Annotated in this window: 17 protein-coding genes; 11 read left to right on the top strand and 6 right to left on the bottom strand. The window is 62.5% G+C overall.

Features of this window, described 5'->3' with window-relative positions; genetic code table 11:
• Nucleotides 1-18 precede the first annotated feature (18 nt).
• Nucleotides 19-450 (bottom strand): RrF2 family transcriptional regulator, encoded by a 432-nt coding sequence (locus H9Q75_RS06000; protein ID WP_186565269.1) that lies wholly within the window; start codon nt 448-450, stop codon nt 19-21.
• Between the two features lie 327 nt (nt 451-777).
• On the opposite strand from H9Q75_RS06000, the gene aroF reads away from it, so the two are divergent.
• Nucleotides 778-1,797, top strand: coding sequence for a 3-deoxy-7-phosphoheptulonate synthase (gene aroF / locus H9Q75_RS05995; protein WP_186565268.1), 1,020 nt, complete (start codon nt 778-780; stop codon nt 1,795-1,797).
• A 74-nt stretch (nt 1,798-1,871) separates the two neighbouring features.
• Complete coding sequence (locus H9Q75_RS05990; protein WP_186565267.1) at nt 1,872-2,732, top strand: prephenate dehydrogenase; 861 nt, start codon at nt 1,872-1,874, stop codon at nt 2,730-2,732.
• Nucleotides 2,733-2,775: 43 nt separating this feature from the next.
• Here H9Q75_RS05990 and H9Q75_RS05985 read toward each other — a convergent pair whose 3' ends face one another.
• Nucleotides 2,776-3,825, bottom strand: coding sequence for an LCP family protein (locus H9Q75_RS05985; protein ID WP_186565266.1), 1,050 nt, complete (start codon nt 3,823-3,825; stop codon nt 2,776-2,778).
• Nucleotides 3,826-3,941: 116 nt separating this feature from the next.
• A complete protein-coding gene (locus tag H9Q75_RS05980) occupies nt 3,942-4,259 on the bottom strand; it encodes a hypothetical protein (protein WP_186565265.1) in 318 nt (105 codons plus the stop codon).
• A gap of 153 nt (nt 4,260-4,412) precedes the next feature.
• Here H9Q75_RS05980 and H9Q75_RS05975 point away from each other — a divergent pair, with 153 nt between their 5' ends.
• From H9Q75_RS05975 to H9Q75_RS05945, 7 genes are all read left to right on the top strand, one after another.
• The gene (locus tag H9Q75_RS05975) at nt 4,413-5,066 is read left to right on the top strand and encodes a Crp/Fnr family transcriptional regulator (RefSeq protein ID WP_341480912.1); all 654 of its coding nucleotides are present in this window, start codon (nt 4,413-4,415) and stop codon (nt 5,064-5,066) included.
• A gap of 47 nt (nt 5,067-5,113) precedes the next feature.
• On the top strand, nt 5,114-6,175 hold the full coding sequence (locus tag H9Q75_RS05970; RefSeq protein WP_186565264.1) for an ABC transporter substrate-binding protein: 1,062 nt from the start codon (nt 5,114-5,116) through the stop codon (nt 6,173-6,175).
• A complete protein-coding gene (locus H9Q75_RS05965; RefSeq protein ID WP_186565263.1) occupies nt 6,150-6,926 on the top strand; it encodes an ABC transporter permease in 777 nt (258 codons plus the stop codon). The genes H9Q75_RS05970 and H9Q75_RS05965 overlap by 26 nt, the downstream gene beginning before the upstream one ends.
• Nucleotides 6,923-7,510 carry an ATP-binding cassette domain-containing protein gene (locus tag H9Q75_RS05960; RefSeq protein WP_186565262.1) on the top strand — a complete coding sequence of 196 codons (588 nt, stop codon included), beginning with the start codon at nt 6,923-6,925 and terminating at the stop codon, nt 7,508-7,510. Before H9Q75_RS05965 ends, H9Q75_RS05960 begins: the two co-directional genes overlap by 4 nt.
• Nucleotides 7,511-7,621: 111 nt before the next feature.
• Nucleotides 7,622-9,505: an LTA synthase family protein gene (locus H9Q75_RS05955; protein WP_243200704.1), complete on the top strand. Its 1,884-nt coding sequence runs from the start codon at nt 7,622-7,624 to the stop codon at nt 9,503-9,505.
• A 15-nt stretch (nt 9,506-9,520) separates the two neighbouring features.
• The gene (locus tag H9Q75_RS05950) at nt 9,521-9,736 is read left to right on the top strand and encodes a DUF1653 domain-containing protein (RefSeq protein WP_186565261.1); all 216 of its coding nucleotides are present in this window, start codon (nt 9,521-9,523) and stop codon (nt 9,734-9,736) included.
• Nucleotides 9,737-9,739: 3 nt separating this feature from the next.
• Nucleotides 9,740-10,072: an ArsC/Spx/MgsR family protein gene (locus H9Q75_RS05945; protein WP_186565260.1), complete on the top strand. Its 333-nt coding sequence runs from the start codon at nt 9,740-9,742 to the stop codon at nt 10,070-10,072.
• An 80-nt stretch (nt 10,073-10,152) separates the two neighbouring features.
• Here the strand turns inward: H9Q75_RS05945 and H9Q75_RS05940 are convergent, their stop codons facing one another.
• Nucleotides 10,153-11,139 (bottom strand): helix-turn-helix transcriptional regulator, encoded by a 987-nt coding sequence (locus tag H9Q75_RS05940; RefSeq protein WP_186565259.1) that lies wholly within the window; start codon nt 11,137-11,139, stop codon nt 10,153-10,155.
• A gap of 101 nt (nt 11,140-11,240) precedes the next feature.
• On the opposite strand from H9Q75_RS05940, the gene H9Q75_RS05935 reads away from it, so the two are divergent.
• Nucleotides 11,241-12,050 (top strand): C40 family peptidase, encoded by an 810-nt coding sequence (locus H9Q75_RS05935; protein ID WP_186565258.1) that lies wholly within the window; start codon nt 11,241-11,243, stop codon nt 12,048-12,050.
• An 82-nt stretch (nt 12,051-12,132) separates the two neighbouring features.
• The gene (locus H9Q75_RS05930) at nt 12,133-13,080 is read left to right on the top strand and encodes a CPBP family intramembrane glutamic endopeptidase (RefSeq protein ID WP_186565257.1); all 948 of its coding nucleotides are present in this window, start codon (nt 12,133-12,135) and stop codon (nt 13,078-13,080) included.
• Between the two features lie 71 nt (nt 13,081-13,151).
• On the opposite strand, the gene H9Q75_RS05925 is transcribed toward H9Q75_RS05930, so the two are convergent.
• Nucleotides 13,152-13,928 carry a polysaccharide deacetylase family protein gene (locus H9Q75_RS05925; protein ID WP_186565256.1) on the bottom strand — a complete coding sequence of 259 codons (777 nt, stop codon included), beginning with the start codon at nt 13,926-13,928 and terminating at the stop codon, nt 13,152-13,154.
• A gap of 75 nt (nt 13,929-14,003) precedes the next feature.
• Nucleotides 14,004-14,684 (bottom strand): DUF2461 domain-containing protein, encoded by a 681-nt coding sequence (locus H9Q75_RS05920; RefSeq protein WP_186565255.1) that lies wholly within the window; start codon nt 14,682-14,684, stop codon nt 14,004-14,006.
• Nucleotides 14,685-14,700 lie beyond the last annotated feature (16 nt).

The following is a 14,700-nucleotide window of genomic DNA, read 5'->3' as shown; positions in this document are numbered from 1 at the left end:
CCGCGGCCATATGGGGTCCTATGCCTTCTGGGCTGCGCACTTTTTGTGATAGCGGTCCACCAGGTCGGACAGGGTAATGCGGTCCACCACCCCATCCACGGCGGCCTGAATCTCCCGCCAGACCTCCACAGTCACGCAGCGGTCCGCCCGGCTGCAGCAGTCGGTGCCGTCGGCACAGCTCACCGGGGACAGAGTGCCTTCCAGAACCCGCAGAATTTCCCCCACGGTGTACTGCTCCGGGGCGCGGGTGAGCAGGTAGCCGCCGCCCGCCCCGCGGATGGAACGGACCAGGCCGGCCCGGGAGAGCTGGGTGACAATCTGCTCCAGATATTTGTCGGAAATCTCCTGCCGGGCGGCTACATCCCGCAGGGGTACGGCGCTGCCGCCGCTGTACAGGGCCAGATCCAGCATCAGCCGAAGCGCATAGCGGCCCTTGGTGGAAATTTTCATCAAAACACCTACCTTTTTGTAGGGATATAATACCACAGGACTGCTAGGAATTCAAGCGTGATCTGAGGGCTTTACAGAAAAAGGAACAAAATAATCCTTGACTTCAATAGGTAAAAGTGTTAAAGTACAACACAAGGAGCGTGAAACGCGTGAAAAGACGGCAGGAATACGGATACGGGTATTACCGCTATTACCGGAATAGCGGAGCTTTTGCCTGCCCGTAGCCGGCCTGTCAGGGTGTCAATCCGTCTCGTACAGACGCAATTGTAGCCGCGGCAGCCCAGGTGGGCGGCCGCGGTTTTTGTATGCGGTGAAAGGAGAAGCAGTATGGTAGTCATTATGAAACAGGGGTTCACCCCGGAACAGCTGCAGGAGGCCATTCTGGCCATGAAGGCCGGCGGCGTGAAGGTGAATATCTCCAAGGGCAGCGAAACTACGGTGCTGGGCGCGGAGGGCAACGCGGCCAAGGTCGATCTGGAGATGCTGGAGCAGCTGCCCGGCGTGGAGCGGGTGATGCGGGTGAGCGAGCCTTACAAAAAGGCCAACCGCAAGTACCACCCGGACGACACGGTGATCGACCTGGGCAACGGGACCGCAGTGGGTGGAAAAAAGCTGGCGGTGATCGCCGGCCCCTGCTCGGTGGAGAGCGAGAGCCAGATTGTGGGGGTCGCCCAGGCGGTCAAGGCCGCTGGCGCGTCCGCCCTGCGGGGAGGGGCCTTTAAGCCCCGCACCTCGCCCTACGCCTTCCAGGGCCTGGAGTGCGAGGGGCTCAAGCTCCTTCAGGAGGCCAAGGAGGCCACCAGCCTGCCCATCGTCACCGAGATCATGAGCACCGAGTACATCGAGCTGTTCGAGGAGTGTGTGGACGTGATCCAGGTGGGTGCCCGGAATATGCAGAACTTTGATCTGCTGAAGAAGTTGGGCAAGTGCACCACCAAGCCGATCCTGCTCAAGCGGGGTCTGAGCTCCACCATCGAAGAATGGCTCATGTCTGCGGAGTACATCATGGCCGGCGGCAACCAGAAGGTCATCCTGTGTGAGCGGGGCATCCGCACCTTTGAGACCTTTACCCGCAATACCCTGGACCTGTCCGCCGTGCTGGCGGTGAAGCAGCTCTCCCACCTGCCGGTGGTGGTGGACCCCTCCCACGCCTGCGGCAAGGCCTGGATGGTGGAGCGCATGAGCCTGGCGGCCATTGCCGCCGGGGCGGACGGCCTGATCATCGAGGTCCACAACGACCCCAAGAACGCCCTGTGCGACGGCGCGCAGTCCATCACCCCGGAGCAGTTCTCCCAGCTGATGGGCAAGGTGGGGGACATGGCCCGCTGCGTGGGGCGGGAGGTGTAAGCCGATCCGCCCCGTTCCGGAGGCGGATCGGGCATCCCGGAGGGCGTATGCCCTCCGAATCAAGGAGTGATACCATGAAAAAGACCATCGTCATTGTGGGCCTGGGCCTGATTGGCGGCTCTCTGTCCATTGCGCTGAAGGGTTTTGAGGACTATGAGATCGTGGGCGTGGATGTGTCACAGCCCACTCTGCGCTACGCCGCCGAGCACGGCGTGGCCGACCGGGTAACCGGGGAGGCGGGGCAGGTCATTTCCCAGGCCGACGTGGTGGTGCTGGCCCTTCACCCCAGCGGCATCGTCCGCTTTTTGGAGGAGTACCGGGCGCAATTCAAGCCGGGGGCGCTGGTCACGGATGTCTGCGGCGTCAAGACCGCCATTATGAAGGGGGCGGAGGTGCTGCCCCACACAGTGGATTTTATCGGCTGCCACCCCATGGCGGGGACGGAATTTTCCGGCATTGAACACGCCTTCGGCGAGATGTTCCAGGGCTCCCATCTGATCCTCACCCCCCGGGAGAACAGCACGGCGGAGCATGTGGCCCTGCTGGAGCGCGTCGCGGCCCATATTGGCTGCAGGGACGTGTACAAGACCACCCCTGAGGCCCACGATGCCCTCATCGCCTATACCAGTCAGATGATGCACGTGATCGCCCTCTCGGTCTGTGACGACCCCATGCTCTTTGAATGCAGGGGATTTGAGGGCAGCTCCTTCCGTGGCTGTACCCGGGTGGCGGCGCTGGATGTGGGGCTGTGGACCCAATTGTTCTCCATGAACGCCCCGGCCCTGCTGGAGGTGGTGGACCGGCTGATCGGCAACCTCCAGTCCTACCGGGAGACGCTTGTCTCGGGGGATACGGCGCGCCTGGCGGAAAAGCTGGACTTCTCCGCCTCCCGTAAGCGGCAGATGAACCTGGAAGGGCCGGACCTGCTGCACTGAACGAATAAAACGCTCCCCCGGCACCTGCCGGGGGAGCGTTTTATCATTGATACTGGAAAATATTCATGTCCTCCAGGGTCAGGTCCCGGTCGTAGGGATTGAGGATGGTATTGACTACCTCCAGGGCCTGCTCCGGATAGAGCTGGTAGCACCACTTGCCCCAGCCGGGATAGTAGGTGTTGCCGTCGCCCGCCAGAGTGGCGGTGGTCAGATCGGCGGAGAGATCCACCCCCAGAGCGGGCTCCGCCAGCCAGAGCACGTTGGAGAGGGAGAGATCGGTGTCCACATGCTCCATCAGGGCCCCCACCACCTGCGTGATCCTGTCCGGCCGGGAGAGAACCTTTTTCAGCACCGTGGCGATGATCTGCTGCTGGGTGCGGGTGCGCCCGATGTCCGCGTCGGGATAGGCGTCATATACATTATTGGGATACGTCCCGGAGCCGTCAGAATTTTTGCGGCAGCGGGCCACCAGCAGCGCCTCCTGGCCGGTCAGGTGCTGCATCCCCGGTTCAAAGTGGATGTGCAGGTCCTGGGTGGGATCGTCGTAGGCCATGTGTACCGGCACATTGAAGTCAATCCCGTCCACCGCGTCGATGAGTTTGACAAAGCCCTTGATGTTGACGGTGACATAATGGTCAATAGGGATGCCCAGCATATTGGACACCGTGTCCTTCAAGGTGTCGACGCCCTTATTATAGAGGGCGTTGATTTTGCCGCTCTGTACCAGCGTGTCTCTGGGCACGGAGACCAGGCCCACCTTCTGCTCCACCGTGTCATAGGTGCACACCATGATGGTGTCCGCGCCGCCTCCGGCCTGGTCGCTGGCCGCCAGCAGGAAAGTATAGACGCCCTCGCGGCGTACCGGAACGTCGGCCTGGGCCCCGGTCTGCTCCGGCAGGGGCGGGGCGGTGTCCAGGCCGGGCGCCGCGGGGGTGGAAGCGGGGCCCGCGGCCATGGAGGGCGGGCGGGAGACCAGTTTATAGGCACAAAAGAGCACCACGATCACAGCGGAAAAGGTGACCACTGCCCGATATAGGACCCTGCCCGCTCGATGAAGGGGGGAGCGGGCGGGACGTCTGCGTGTTCTGGCCATGATGGATCGCCTCTCTCTTTGGTGAATGGTCCGGTATTATGTCAACAGTAAACAATCCCTAGTATATCCAATCAGGCGGCGCACCGCAAGAGAAAATGTTCGAAGTTTAGAATATTTTAAGAATTCGAACCGGTGGGCGGAACCAGCGCGGCGGCGGTCAGCGCCTGAACTGCGGTGAGCAGCTCGGAAAGCAGCTCGGTCTGGCGCTCCTGTGCCTCCAGAATACGCTCCAGGCAGACCTGAGCAGAGCAGGAGAGCGGCGGGCAGGACGATGACGGCTGGGGGATGGGGTAGATGTATCGGTTCATGGGTTCCTCCGGTTCTGGCTGGGCTGCGGCCCGCTTTTGGGCGATGATGGCCCGGGCCTGGGCCTCCGCCCGGGCTCGGTTGGGGTCTCCGCCGCGCTGTGAGCGGCAATTGCTGCGATTGGCCATGGTGTGACCTCCTTTTTGGTCCTTTGTTAGCCTATTCTATGAAGGAATGAAAAAAAGGGTCCCGTTTTCTGAAATTCTTTCCTCCGGCAGTTGACTTTTTCCAAAACTCTGCTAAAATAACTGTATCATTTGAGACAGAAATGGGGGATTGTTGTGCTCAGTGAAGCCCATCGATCTCTGGTGGGAGGGACATTTCTGTTTCAACATGCGCCAAGCGAGGCGGTGGAGCTGGCCTTCTCGGACCGGCGCGCCCGTTGCCGCCGGGTCAAGCGGGGCGAGGTCATTTATACCCCGGAGCGCTTTGAGCGGTGTCTCGGGATTCTGCTGGAGGGCGAGGTACAGGTGAGTAAAGGCGCGCTGATTATCAGCGTGCTCCGCCCCGGGGCGCTGTTTGGGGCGGCGGCTTTGTTCAATGACCGGCCGGACTATGCCACCACCCTGACCGCGCGGACGGCCTGCAGCGTGCTTCTGCTGCCGCAGGCGCTTGTGGAGGAGCTGATGGCCCGATTCCCGGAGGTGGGGCGCAGCTATGTCTACTATCTCTCCGGGCGCATCCGCTTTCTCAATGAGAAGATTGAGACCCTTTCCGCCGGCAGCGCGGAGCGCCGGCTTGCCCAATACCTGTTGGAGCGGCAGGCGGGGGAGCGGGTGGAGCCGGAGTGCTCCGCCACCGGACTGGCCCGGCGGCTGAACGTGAGCCGGGCGTCTCTCTACCGCGCCTTTGACGCCCTGGAGGCCCTGCACGCCATCCGGCGGGAGGGGCGGAGCGTGCAAATCCTGGATCAGGAGGCGCTGAGACAGGTATAGTGCGAAAACCCATTGAGATCGGAATCACAGAAAGGAATGGAGAAACCATGAAGCTGAAAAAAGGAATTGCCCTGGCCCTGAGTCTGATCCTGGTGCTGGCTCTGGCTGCGGGATGCGCCCAGAAGGGCGCGGAGGTCACGCCCACGCCCTCCCCCACTGCCGCCAACACCCCGGAGCCCACTGCCGAGCCCACACCGGAAAACACCTCTGCCGCGGAAAAGGCCACGGTGAACCTGGGACTGCTCAAAGGGCCCACCGGCATGGGTGCGGCCAAGCTTCTCTCGGACAACGACGGAGGGGAGACCACGGTGCACTACAGCCTTACCCTGGGCTCCGACCCGACCACGGATATTGTGCCCAAGCTGATTAACGGCGAGCTGGACATTGCCGCTGTGCCCACCAACTTGGCGGCGACCCTGTACAATAAGGACAACGACAGCATCAAGCTCCTGGCCCTGAACACCCTGGGCGTGCTCCACATTCTGGAGAACGGCGACACGGTGCACAGCCTGGCCGATCTGGCGGGCAAGACCCTCTACGCCACTGGGCAGGGCTCCAATCCGGAGTATGTGCTCAACTATCTGCTGGAGAAGAATGGGCTGGTCCCCGGCCAGGATGTGGCCATCGAGTGGAAGGCCAGCGATGAGCTCACCGCCCTGATGGCCTCCGGCGAGATCGACCTGTGCATGCTCCCGGTGCCCGCCGCCACCAGCGTGATGATTCAGAATCAGGACGTGCGGGACGCGGTGGACCTGAACGATGCCTGGACCGAGTCCGGCGCCGCCGGCACCTTTACCATGGGCTGCCTGGTGGCCCGCACCGCCTGGCTAGAGGAAAACAGCGCACTGGTGCCCGGCATTTTGGGGGACTATGCGGCCTCCATTCTCTATGTGAACGACCATGTGGAGGAGGCAGCTGAGCTCATGGCCCAGTACGAAATTGTTCCCAAGGCCGCCATTGCCAAGGCCGCCATTCCCCAGGCCAACCTGTTTTATGTGGACGGGGAGAGTCTGAAGGAGATTTCTGACTACTACGAGGTACTTTTCGCCGCCGACCCCACTTCGATCGGAGGTTCCATCCCCGATGACAACTTCTACTATATCCCGTAATTCCGTCGGGAGAACGCTGCTGCGCGCCGCCATACCCCTGGCCTTTTGGCTGGGGGTATGGCAGCTTGCCGCGCTGGCGGTGGGAAAAGAGCTGCTGCTTCCCGGTCCTCTGGCCGTGGGAGAGCGGCTCTTTGCGCTGGCCGGGGAGAGGGCGTTCTGGCGCAGCGCGGGAATGAGCCTGGGGCGCATCTTCGGCGGCTTTGCCGCAGGGGTCCTGCTGGGCTGCGCCCTGGCCGCCCTCTCCAGCGTGAGCCAATGGGCGGACCGGCTGTTCAGCCCGGCGGTCAAGGTGATTCGAGCCACGCCGGTGGCATCCTTCATCGTGCTGGTGCTCCTCTGGGCGCCCACCGGGCGGGTGCCGGCCATTATTTCCGCGCTGATGGTGCTCCCGGTGCTGTGGGGCAATGTGCGCAGGGGAATCACCCAGACCGACCCGCTGCTGCTGGAGGCCGCCCGGGCCTACCGCTTCAGCCGGGGAAGGACCCTGCGGCTGGTGTATCTCCCCTCTGTGTTTCCCTACTTCGCCAGCGGGTGCAGCACCGGCCTGGGCCTGGCCTGGAAGTCGGGGGTGGCCGCCGAGGTGCTCTGCCAGCCGGCTCTGGCCATCGGCACGGCGCTCTACCGGGCCAAGATCACCCTGGAGACGACCTCTCTTTTTGCGTGGACCATTGTGGTGATCGCACTGAGCTTCCTGCTGGAATCCGTGCTTGGACTCCTGTTCCGGCGGCTGGGAAGGGGGGCACGGGTGTGATCTTCTGCGAAAATATTACTGTACGTTTTGGGGAAAAGCTGGTTTTGGACCGGTTCACCCTGGAGGCGCCGGAGGAGGGCGTCACCGCCCTGTCCGGACCCTCTGGGTGCGGCAAGACCACTCTGCTGCGGGCACTGGCCGGCCTGCAGCCGGTGCAGACCGGGCGTGTGACTCTTCCTGGACCGGCGGCGATCCTCTTTCAGGAGGACCGTCTGTTCCCGTGGCGCACGGCGGAGCAGCACATTGCCGACGTGCTGTCCCGGGACCGGCGAGGGGAGGCCGGCATGTGGCTGGAGCTGGTGGAGTTGGAGGGAGAGGCCCGCAGCCGTCCCGCCGCCCTCTCCGGGGGCATGGAGCGGCGGCTGGCTCTGGCACGCTGTCTGGCCTGCGGCGGAGGCGTGTATCTTCTGGACGAGCCCTTTGCCGGCGTGGACGCCCCGCGGGCGGGGCGGATCCTCTCCCGTATCCGGGGCCTGGGCGTACCCGTGCTGCTCTCCAGCCACGAGGTGGAGACGGTTGCCCGATGTGACCGGATTTTAAGGCTGGAGGGACCGCCCTTGCGTGCGATTCCTGAAAAGATCTAAAGGGTTATGAAGAATTCCTTAAGAAGGTGGAAAACGCATTTGCGTTTTCCACCTTCTGTGGTATAATCCCACTTTGTAAAGAAATTGTTATCGCTGCGTAAGAGGAATGAAATGAGCACAGAGCTTTCCGTTCAGCCTGAACATCCCTCCCGGAGGCGGAGGGGCTATCCCCACCTGGCGCTCAGCCGCCGGCAGTCTTTGGCGATCACCTGGGTACTGCTGATTGTGACCCCGCTGGTGGCCCTGACCCTGGTGGAGGAACTCAACTATAACGACCCGTGGACGGAATTTACCGCCGCGCAGATTGCCCTCAATCTGGTCTGGTATTACCTGGGCGAGGCGTTTTTTTATTTTCTGAGGGGGCGCATGTCCGGGGCCATCAAATTCTGTATCGGCATCTCCTGGGGATGGGGCCTGGCCAACCGCTACCTGCTGAATTTCCGGGGTCGCGCCCTGTTGCCCGCGGATTTTCTCAGCATAGGCACCGCGGCGAATGTGGCGGGCAATTACGACTTTACCCTGGACCGCACCCAGGTGATGACGGGACTGATTGTCCTGGCCTACATCCTGCTGATCTCCCTGTTGCCCAACGAGAAGCGGAAAAAGTTTTCCTGGAAGCTCTTTCTGACCTGGGCGGCGACCGGGGCGGTCTACCTGGGGATCTTCTTCGGCACCGGCTTTGTGGAGCGCTTGGGCATTGAGCCCTCCCTGTGGACCACCCGGGGCAACGGCCTGTTTCTCAATTTTTCCGTCTGCCTGAAATACAGCCGCGTAGATAAGCCGGAGGGATATTCCGCCGGCCGGCTGGAGAGCCTGGCCGGGCAGACCCCCTCGGAGTCTGCCCTTTCCGCCTCCGCCCTCGCGGAGGCGGGGGAGCAGCCGGTCAATGTGATCGTCATTATGAACGAGTCCTATTCCGATCTGAGCGTGCTGCCCGGGGTGGAGACCAATCAGGATGCCATGCCTTTCTACCGCTCCCTGACGGAAAATACCATCAAGGGCTATGCCTATTCCTCTGTCTTTGGGGGCACCACCGCCAATTCGGAGTATGAGTTCCTCTCCGGCAACACAACGGTGTTCCTGCCCCCCAGCACCGTGCCCTACCAGATGTTCGTCTCCGACGGGGACCCCACGCTGACGGCCCAGATGAAGACCCTGGGCTACCGCACCGTGGCCGCTCACCCCTACCGCTCCTCGGGCTGGAACCGGATTCCCGTGTATACGGACTTCGGGTTTGACGAGATGTACTTTGAGCAGGATTTCCAGAACCGTACCTACATGCGCGGGGATGCGAGCACGGGCTACGTCACCGATCAGAGCGACTATGAAAATCTGGTGCGCATGTATGAGGAGAAGAAGCCGGGGGAGCGCCTGTTCCTGTTCAACATCACCATGCAGAACCACAGCGGCTACACCATGTCCTGGAATGGGCTGCCGCGCACCACGTGGCTCACCGGGAAGTTTGAGGGCAAATTCTCCACGGTGAACCAGTATCTGTCCCTGATCTACCAGAGCGATCAGGCCCTGGAGTACCTGGTGGACTACTTCTCTCAGGTGGAGGAGCCCACGCTGATTCTGCTCTTCGGCGACCACCAGCCCCAGGTGGCCACCAATTTCTACGCCGATGTGCTGGGGGAGAATCCGGACCTGGCCACGGCTCAGAAAAAGCAGATGGTGCCCTTCCTGCTGTGGGCCAACTATGACATCCCGGAGGCCGAGGGCGTGGAGCTGTCCCTGAACTACCTGTCGACGCTGCTCATGGATACCGCGAACCTGCCCATGACGGGCTATCAGCAGTTCCTGAAGGGGCTGTACGAGCAGATGCCCGTGGTTAACGCCATGGGGCTGAGGGACGCGGCGGGGGTGTGGTACGCCCTGGAGGATCCCCTGCCGGAGGCGCTCTCTGCCGCGGTAGAGGAGTACAAGACGCTGCAGTACAACAATATTTTTGATAAAAAGAATCGGGTGGGACATTTCTTTACCCTTGACCCGTGAGAGAGGAGTCCGGCTATGGATAAAATTCGACCGGGGCGCTGGCGCCATTTCAAGGGCGGCGAATACCGGGTGCTCTGCACGGCCCGCCACTCAGAGACCCGGGAGCCCATGGTGGTCTACCAGGCCCTCTACGGGGAGCAGGGTATTTGGGTGCGCCCGGCGGCCATGTGGAACGAGCGGGTGGAGCGGGACGGCTATGCCGGCCCCCGCTTTGCCTATGTGGGGGAGTAAAGGGTGAACATTCAGATCTTTGGAACGAGCAAATGCTTTGACACCAAAAAGGCCGAGCGGTGGTTCAAAGAGCGGAGGATCAAATTTCAGGCCGTGGACCTGGTGAAATACGGCATCAGCCCCGGCGAGCTGAAAAGCGTCAAAAACGCCGTGGGGCTGGAGGAACTGATCAGCTGGAAACATCCGGACGCCGCCCTGCTGAAGTACCTGGCCTATGACGAGGATAAGCTGGAAAAGCTGCTGGAAAACCCGAAGCTGCTGAAAACCCCCATTGTCCGCAATGGAAGGCAGGCCACCGTGGGTTACTGCCCCCAGGTATGGGAGCGCTGGGAATAAAAACAGCCCGGCGGAAGGACCTTCCGCCGGGCAGAAAGCCTGTCTGAAAACGGTGATCCCGTTTTCAGACAGGCTTTTGTTCATACATACTGGGCCTGGACCGAGGTCAGATGGGACTGGAAGGCCTCCACCGCCCAGCCTGGGGCGGTGAGCCTTACTCCGTCCCCCAGCCCGAATACCCATCCCAGAAATTGGGGGCTGACCACCGCCGGGACGGTGACGGTGAAGTGCTCCTCCCCGTCGGGGGCCAGGATGCTCTCCTGTCCGAAGCGGTCCAATACCACCCCCACCAGGCGGTTTTGGCACCGGAGGGTGACCTGGCCCTCCCGGCCGCTGAACATACCGAAGTGCTTCTGCGAATAGGATGCAAGGTCAAAGGATTTGCAGGACTCGTCCCCCTGCCGGGGCAGGCAGGTCACCGCCAGCTCAGCCATTTTGTCCACCCGGTAGTGGCGCATTTGGCAGGCGCGGTGGTCATAGCCCGCCAGGTAGTATTTCTCGTCGTCCCAGATCAGTCCATAGGGGGAGACCGCGTAGCGCTTTCCCTCCCGGCGGAACACCCGCTCCTTACGGACGTTGTACTCAAAGTATTTGAAGGTGATGGCCCGGCCGGCCGCGATGGCCGCGTGCAGCTTGTCGATGTTGTAATACACGCTCTCATTCATGGACTTGACCCGGCGGTCCACGTACACCTGCCGCTGGAGCTGGCGGGCCTGGTGGACGCTGGCCAGGGACTCCAGCTTGCGGATCAGGTCGCTGCTCTTGCGCTGGGTGATGAAGCGGGAGGACTGCACCGCGTCCACCAGCAGCTTGAGCTCGGCCAGCTGGAAGGGCCGCTCCCCCACAAACCAGCCGGGCGATTTGCCTTTGCGGCTGAGTACATCCAGGCCAAAGGTGCGCAGGGCCTCCATATCGTCGTAAATGCTTTTTCGCTCGGCGCTGATGTCCTGCTGCTCCAGCGCGTCGATGAGCTCGGGCACGGTGAGCGGATGGTCCTCGTCCGTGCGCTCCAACAGGATCTGGCGCAGGGCCAGGAGCTTGAGCTTTTGATTGGAACTTCTTGCCATAAAACTTCCCCCTTCCACATTCAGTATCCCATGAGAAGGGTCCGAAAGAACGGACTTTTCTTACAGCATACCACAAATTTCCTGAGAAAGCGAGGCCTTTTATGGATGCAGTCATCAATGTCCCCATCTGTGAACTGATGAGCCGGCCGGAGCCCTGCTGTCCCCGGGCAGACGAGGCGCTTCTGGGCTGGCCGGCGGAGGTGCTGGACTTCCCCAATCCGGGCTGGGTGCGCCTGCGCACCCACTACCGCTATGAGGGCTATGTGCGTGCGGAGGAAGTAGCCACCGGCGCGCGGGCCGCCCGCTGGGCGGCGCTGCCCAAGCGCCTGGTGCTGCAGGCGGCGGCCGACGTGCTCAGCGGTCCGGCGGTGGAGTGTTGGCCGGTGACCACGCTGGTGCGGGGCTGCCTGGTGTCCCCGGTGGGGGAGCCGGACGCGGGCGGCTGGCAGCGGGTGCGCCTCCCGGACGGCAGAAGCGGGTATACGAAAAGTGATTATCTGGGGACATATTACGAAAATCCACCTGTGCTGCCCGAGGTGGAGCTGCGCCGCCGCATTGCGGACGGGGCGCTGGGGTACCTGGGGGTGCAGTACCGCTGGGGAGGCAAGACGCCACTGGGGCTGGACTGCTCCGGCCTGACCGCCATGGCCTATCTGCTTCAGGGCATCCTCATCTACCGGGACGCTAGAATTGAGGAGGGCTTTCCCATCCACGCCATTGACCGCGCCCGCATGGATGTGGCCGATCTGCTCTATTTTCCGGGCCATGTGGCCCTCTATCTGGGGGAGGGGCGCTATGTGCACGCCACCGCGCTGAGCGGCAGGGTGGTGATCAACAGTCTGGACCCCTCAGCTCGGGATTACCGGGAGAGCCTGGCCCAAGAGCTGCTGGCGGTGGGGAGCTGGTTCTGAGGAGCCGAGGAGCCGCCCCTCTTGCCTGTCCGGACCGAGCCTGCTATAATGGGACCACAGCAAAGAGAGAGGAGAGGGCGGCATGGAGGAGCCAAAGCGCAGGCTTACGCCCCAGGAGGCGCGGATACTGCGGACCCACTGCGGGGTCTTTTCCCGCATGGGAGGGGCCTTGCTGGCCCAGATGGGCGGCATGCTGGCGGTGCAGACTCTGGCCTTCGCGGCGGCGGCCCTGCTAGCGCCCGGACTGGCCGGTCAGCCGGTCTTCCTCTGGACGATCTCCCTGGTGTCCGCCTACGGGGTCGGGTTTCCGCTGTTCTGCCTGGTGATCCGGACGTTGCCCGCGGCCCCCGCGCCGGAGAGGCGGACCCCTCTGGCTCCGGTGCGCCTGTTCCAGGTGTACCTGATCTCCATGGCCGCCCTTTACCTGTCCAACTACGCCACCCTGGCCCTGATCGGGCTGATCGGGCTGGTGCGCGGCGCGCCGGTGACCAATCCCGTGGAGTCCCTGGGGGATTACCCCATGGTCCTCAATCTGCTGCTGGGCTGTGTGGTGGCGCCGCTGGCGGAAGAGGCGGCCTTCCGGGGGCTGCTGCTGCGCCGCCTGCGCCCCTATGGGGAGAAGTTTGCCATGTTCGCCTCGGCCCTGTGTTTCGGCCTGTTTCATGGGAACCTCAATCAGATGTTTTACGCTTTTGCCCTGGGACTGATTTTCGCCTATGTGGTGCTCAGGACCGGGTGTCTCTGGCAGGCGATGCTGCTTCACGCGCTGGTGAATCTGGCGGGCATCGAACTGCCCGCGCTGGCGGACTGGCCGGGGCGATGGAGCGGCTACCTGCTGGGCGGACTTGTGCTGCTGTTCCTGTTCGGCGGCGTGGGTTGCATGATCGCTCTGGCCCGGGAGGTCTGGTTTCAAAAGGACGGATACCCCATGCCGGAGCGGCAGAAATGGAGGCTGTTTTTCGAAAATCCGGGGATCATCTGCTTTTGCCTGCTGGCCGCCGGCGTAGCGGCGTCCTATTTGCTTTTGTGAGACGCAAAAAGCTTCCGGACCGGCGTCGGTCCGGAAGCTTTTTTATGGCGCGCCGGCCATCCCGGCTTATCTTAGGGATAGGCATTCCAGTATTTTTCCCCTGCCTCCAGCGGAATACCGCGGGCGGCAAAAAGCTCGTCAATGGTGCAGAAGAGATAGCCCTGGGCATGGAGTTGGTCCACGATCTGAAGGGCGGCCTCCACAGACTCGGGGAAAATATCGTGCATCAGAATGATGCCGCCGTCCCTGGCCTCCCGGACGACCTGCTCCACCTCCCGGGCGGCATTGCGGTCCCGCCAATCCTCCGGGTCAATGGACCAGAGGATGATCGGACAGCCGGCCCAGGCCTTTACGCTCCCATCCAGCATTCCGTAGGGCGGGCGCAGTAGAAAATCGTTGTGCTCCAGGGTGGCCTTCAGCACGTCACGGGTCTTATCCACCTGCGCGTCAAAGTCCGCCCGGTTCAGACCGGTGAGCTTCACATGGTCATAGGTGTGGATGCCGATCTGGTGCCCCTCTCCGTCCATGCGGCGCACCACGTCGCGGTTGTCCTCCACCTGGCTGCCGATGAGAAAGAAGGTGGCGTGCACCCCCCGCTCTGCCAGGCCGTCCAGCAGGGCGGTGGTGGTGGAGCGGCGGGGCCCGTCGTCAAAGGTGAGGGCAATGAGCTTTTGGGCGCCTGAATCGGAGGATGGGGCGGGCGCCTCCACCTGGCCCTCAAGGCCTGCGTCCGCCTCCACGGCGGTGGGGGAGACCAGCAGCGCTGCGCCCAGCGCGCCGATGGACAAGAGCAAAAACAGGGCGGGCAGCAGCGCCCGCCCCTTTTTTTGCCAGGAGTGATGAGCCATAGTTCTGCGCCGCCTTTCCAGATCTGTTGCCGTTAGTATGTGCCGTGGGCGGCGGAGCTTGCATTGAAAATTTTGTCAGCTATTGTGACCCGGGGCGGGATCCCCCTCCAGAGACATCAGATAGCGGTAGAAGGGAAGCAGCTGCTCATAGCCCTCCAGGAGGATGTCCGCCAGGTCGTGGGAAAAAATCAGGCTGTCGTGCTTGCGCGCGCAGCTGAGACTGAAGCCGCGCTTGTTATACCAGGGGGAGAGCAGCTTGCCCGGGTCACCCTTGGGACGCTTGTAGTCCTCACCCTCCAAGGTGAACACGTCCTGGCGGTGAAAGGCGCGCACCAGTTTTTCCAGGGGCTTGGGGTCCCGGTCAATGCGCGCGCGCAGCTTGGCCATGGTCACGGGCGGTGCCATCCAGTAGCCCAGACCGTAGGAGTAGCCCTCAGGCTCCAGCTCAAACCAGTACACCGGCTGGGCGATCCACTGGTCCTTCGGCCGCTCCATAGAGAACCATAGACGGTCCTTATAGGGTCCACGGCCGTGGAGCCGCCGCGCGTCCCTATAGATGCGGGAGACCCGGCACATCAGGTCCAGATCCCCGTGGGCGTCCATAAAGCGCTCATAGACCTCGTCGGCCAAGGCCCGCATGGGCTGATAAAAGCAGGCCTTGTATTCCTCCTTGTGGGCCTCAAACCAGGAGCGCTCATTGTTGAAGCGGATCCCCCACATAAAGTCGATGGTCTGCTGGGAAAAACCTTGAAACATGTCGTACTCTCCTTTG

Origin of the sequence: Lawsonibacter celer (genome assembly GCF_014281125.1) — a bacterium.
Taxonomy (GTDB): domain Bacteria; phylum Bacillota; class Clostridia; order Oscillospirales; family Oscillospiraceae; genus Lawsonibacter_B; species Lawsonibacter_B celer.
The sequence above is the reverse complement of the archived record's forward strand: the minus strand, read 5'-3'. Positions and strand labels throughout refer to the sequence as shown.

What these genes read in the sequence shown, in the direction of transcription:
- H9Q75_RS06000 (WP_186565269.1), bottom strand. Translation starts at nt 450, where the DNA reads ATGAAAATTTCCACCAAGGGCCGCTATGCGCTTCGGCTGATGCTGGAT.
- aroF (WP_186565268.1), top strand. Translation starts at nt 778, where the DNA reads ATGGTAGTCATTATGAAACAGGGGTTCACCCCGGAACAGCTGCAGGAG.
- H9Q75_RS05990 (WP_186565267.1), top strand. Translation starts at nt 1,872, where the DNA reads ATGAAAAAGACCATCGTCATTGTGGGCCTGGGCCTGATTGGCGGCTCT.
- H9Q75_RS05985 (WP_186565266.1), bottom strand. Translation starts at nt 3,825, where the DNA reads ATGGCCAGAACACGCAGACGTCCCGCCCGCTCCCCCCTTCATCGAGCG.
- H9Q75_RS05980 (WP_186565265.1), bottom strand. Translation starts at nt 4,259, where the DNA reads ATGGCCAATCGCAGCAATTGCCGCTCACAGCGCGGCGGAGACCCCAAC.
- H9Q75_RS05970 (WP_186565264.1), top strand. Translation starts at nt 5,114, where the DNA reads ATGAAGCTGAAAAAAGGAATTGCCCTGGCCCTGAGTCTGATCCTGGTG.
- H9Q75_RS05965 (WP_186565263.1), top strand. Translation starts at nt 6,150, where the DNA reads ATGACAACTTCTACTATATCCCGTAATTCCGTCGGGAGAACGCTGCTG.
- H9Q75_RS05955 (WP_243200704.1), top strand. Translation starts at nt 7,622, where the DNA reads ATGAGCACAGAGCTTTCCGTTCAGCCTGAACATCCCTCCCGGAGGCGG.
- H9Q75_RS05950 (WP_186565261.1), top strand. Translation starts at nt 9,521, where the DNA reads ATGGATAAAATTCGACCGGGGCGCTGGCGCCATTTCAAGGGCGGCGAA.
- H9Q75_RS05940 (WP_186565259.1), bottom strand. Translation starts at nt 11,139, where the DNA reads ATGGCAAGAAGTTCCAATCAAAAGCTCAAGCTCCTGGCCCTGCGCCAG.
- H9Q75_RS05935 (WP_186565258.1), top strand. Translation starts at nt 11,241, where the DNA reads ATGGATGCAGTCATCAATGTCCCCATCTGTGAACTGATGAGCCGGCCG.
- H9Q75_RS05930 (WP_186565257.1), top strand. Translation starts at nt 12,133, where the DNA reads ATGGAGGAGCCAAAGCGCAGGCTTACGCCCCAGGAGGCGCGGATACTG.
- H9Q75_RS05925 (WP_186565256.1), bottom strand. Translation starts at nt 13,928, where the DNA reads ATGGCTCATCACTCCTGGCAAAAAAAGGGGCGGGCGCTGCTGCCCGCC.
- H9Q75_RS05920 (WP_186565255.1), bottom strand. Translation starts at nt 14,684, where the DNA reads ATGTTTCAAGGTTTTTCCCAGCAGACCATCGACTTTATGTGGGGGATC.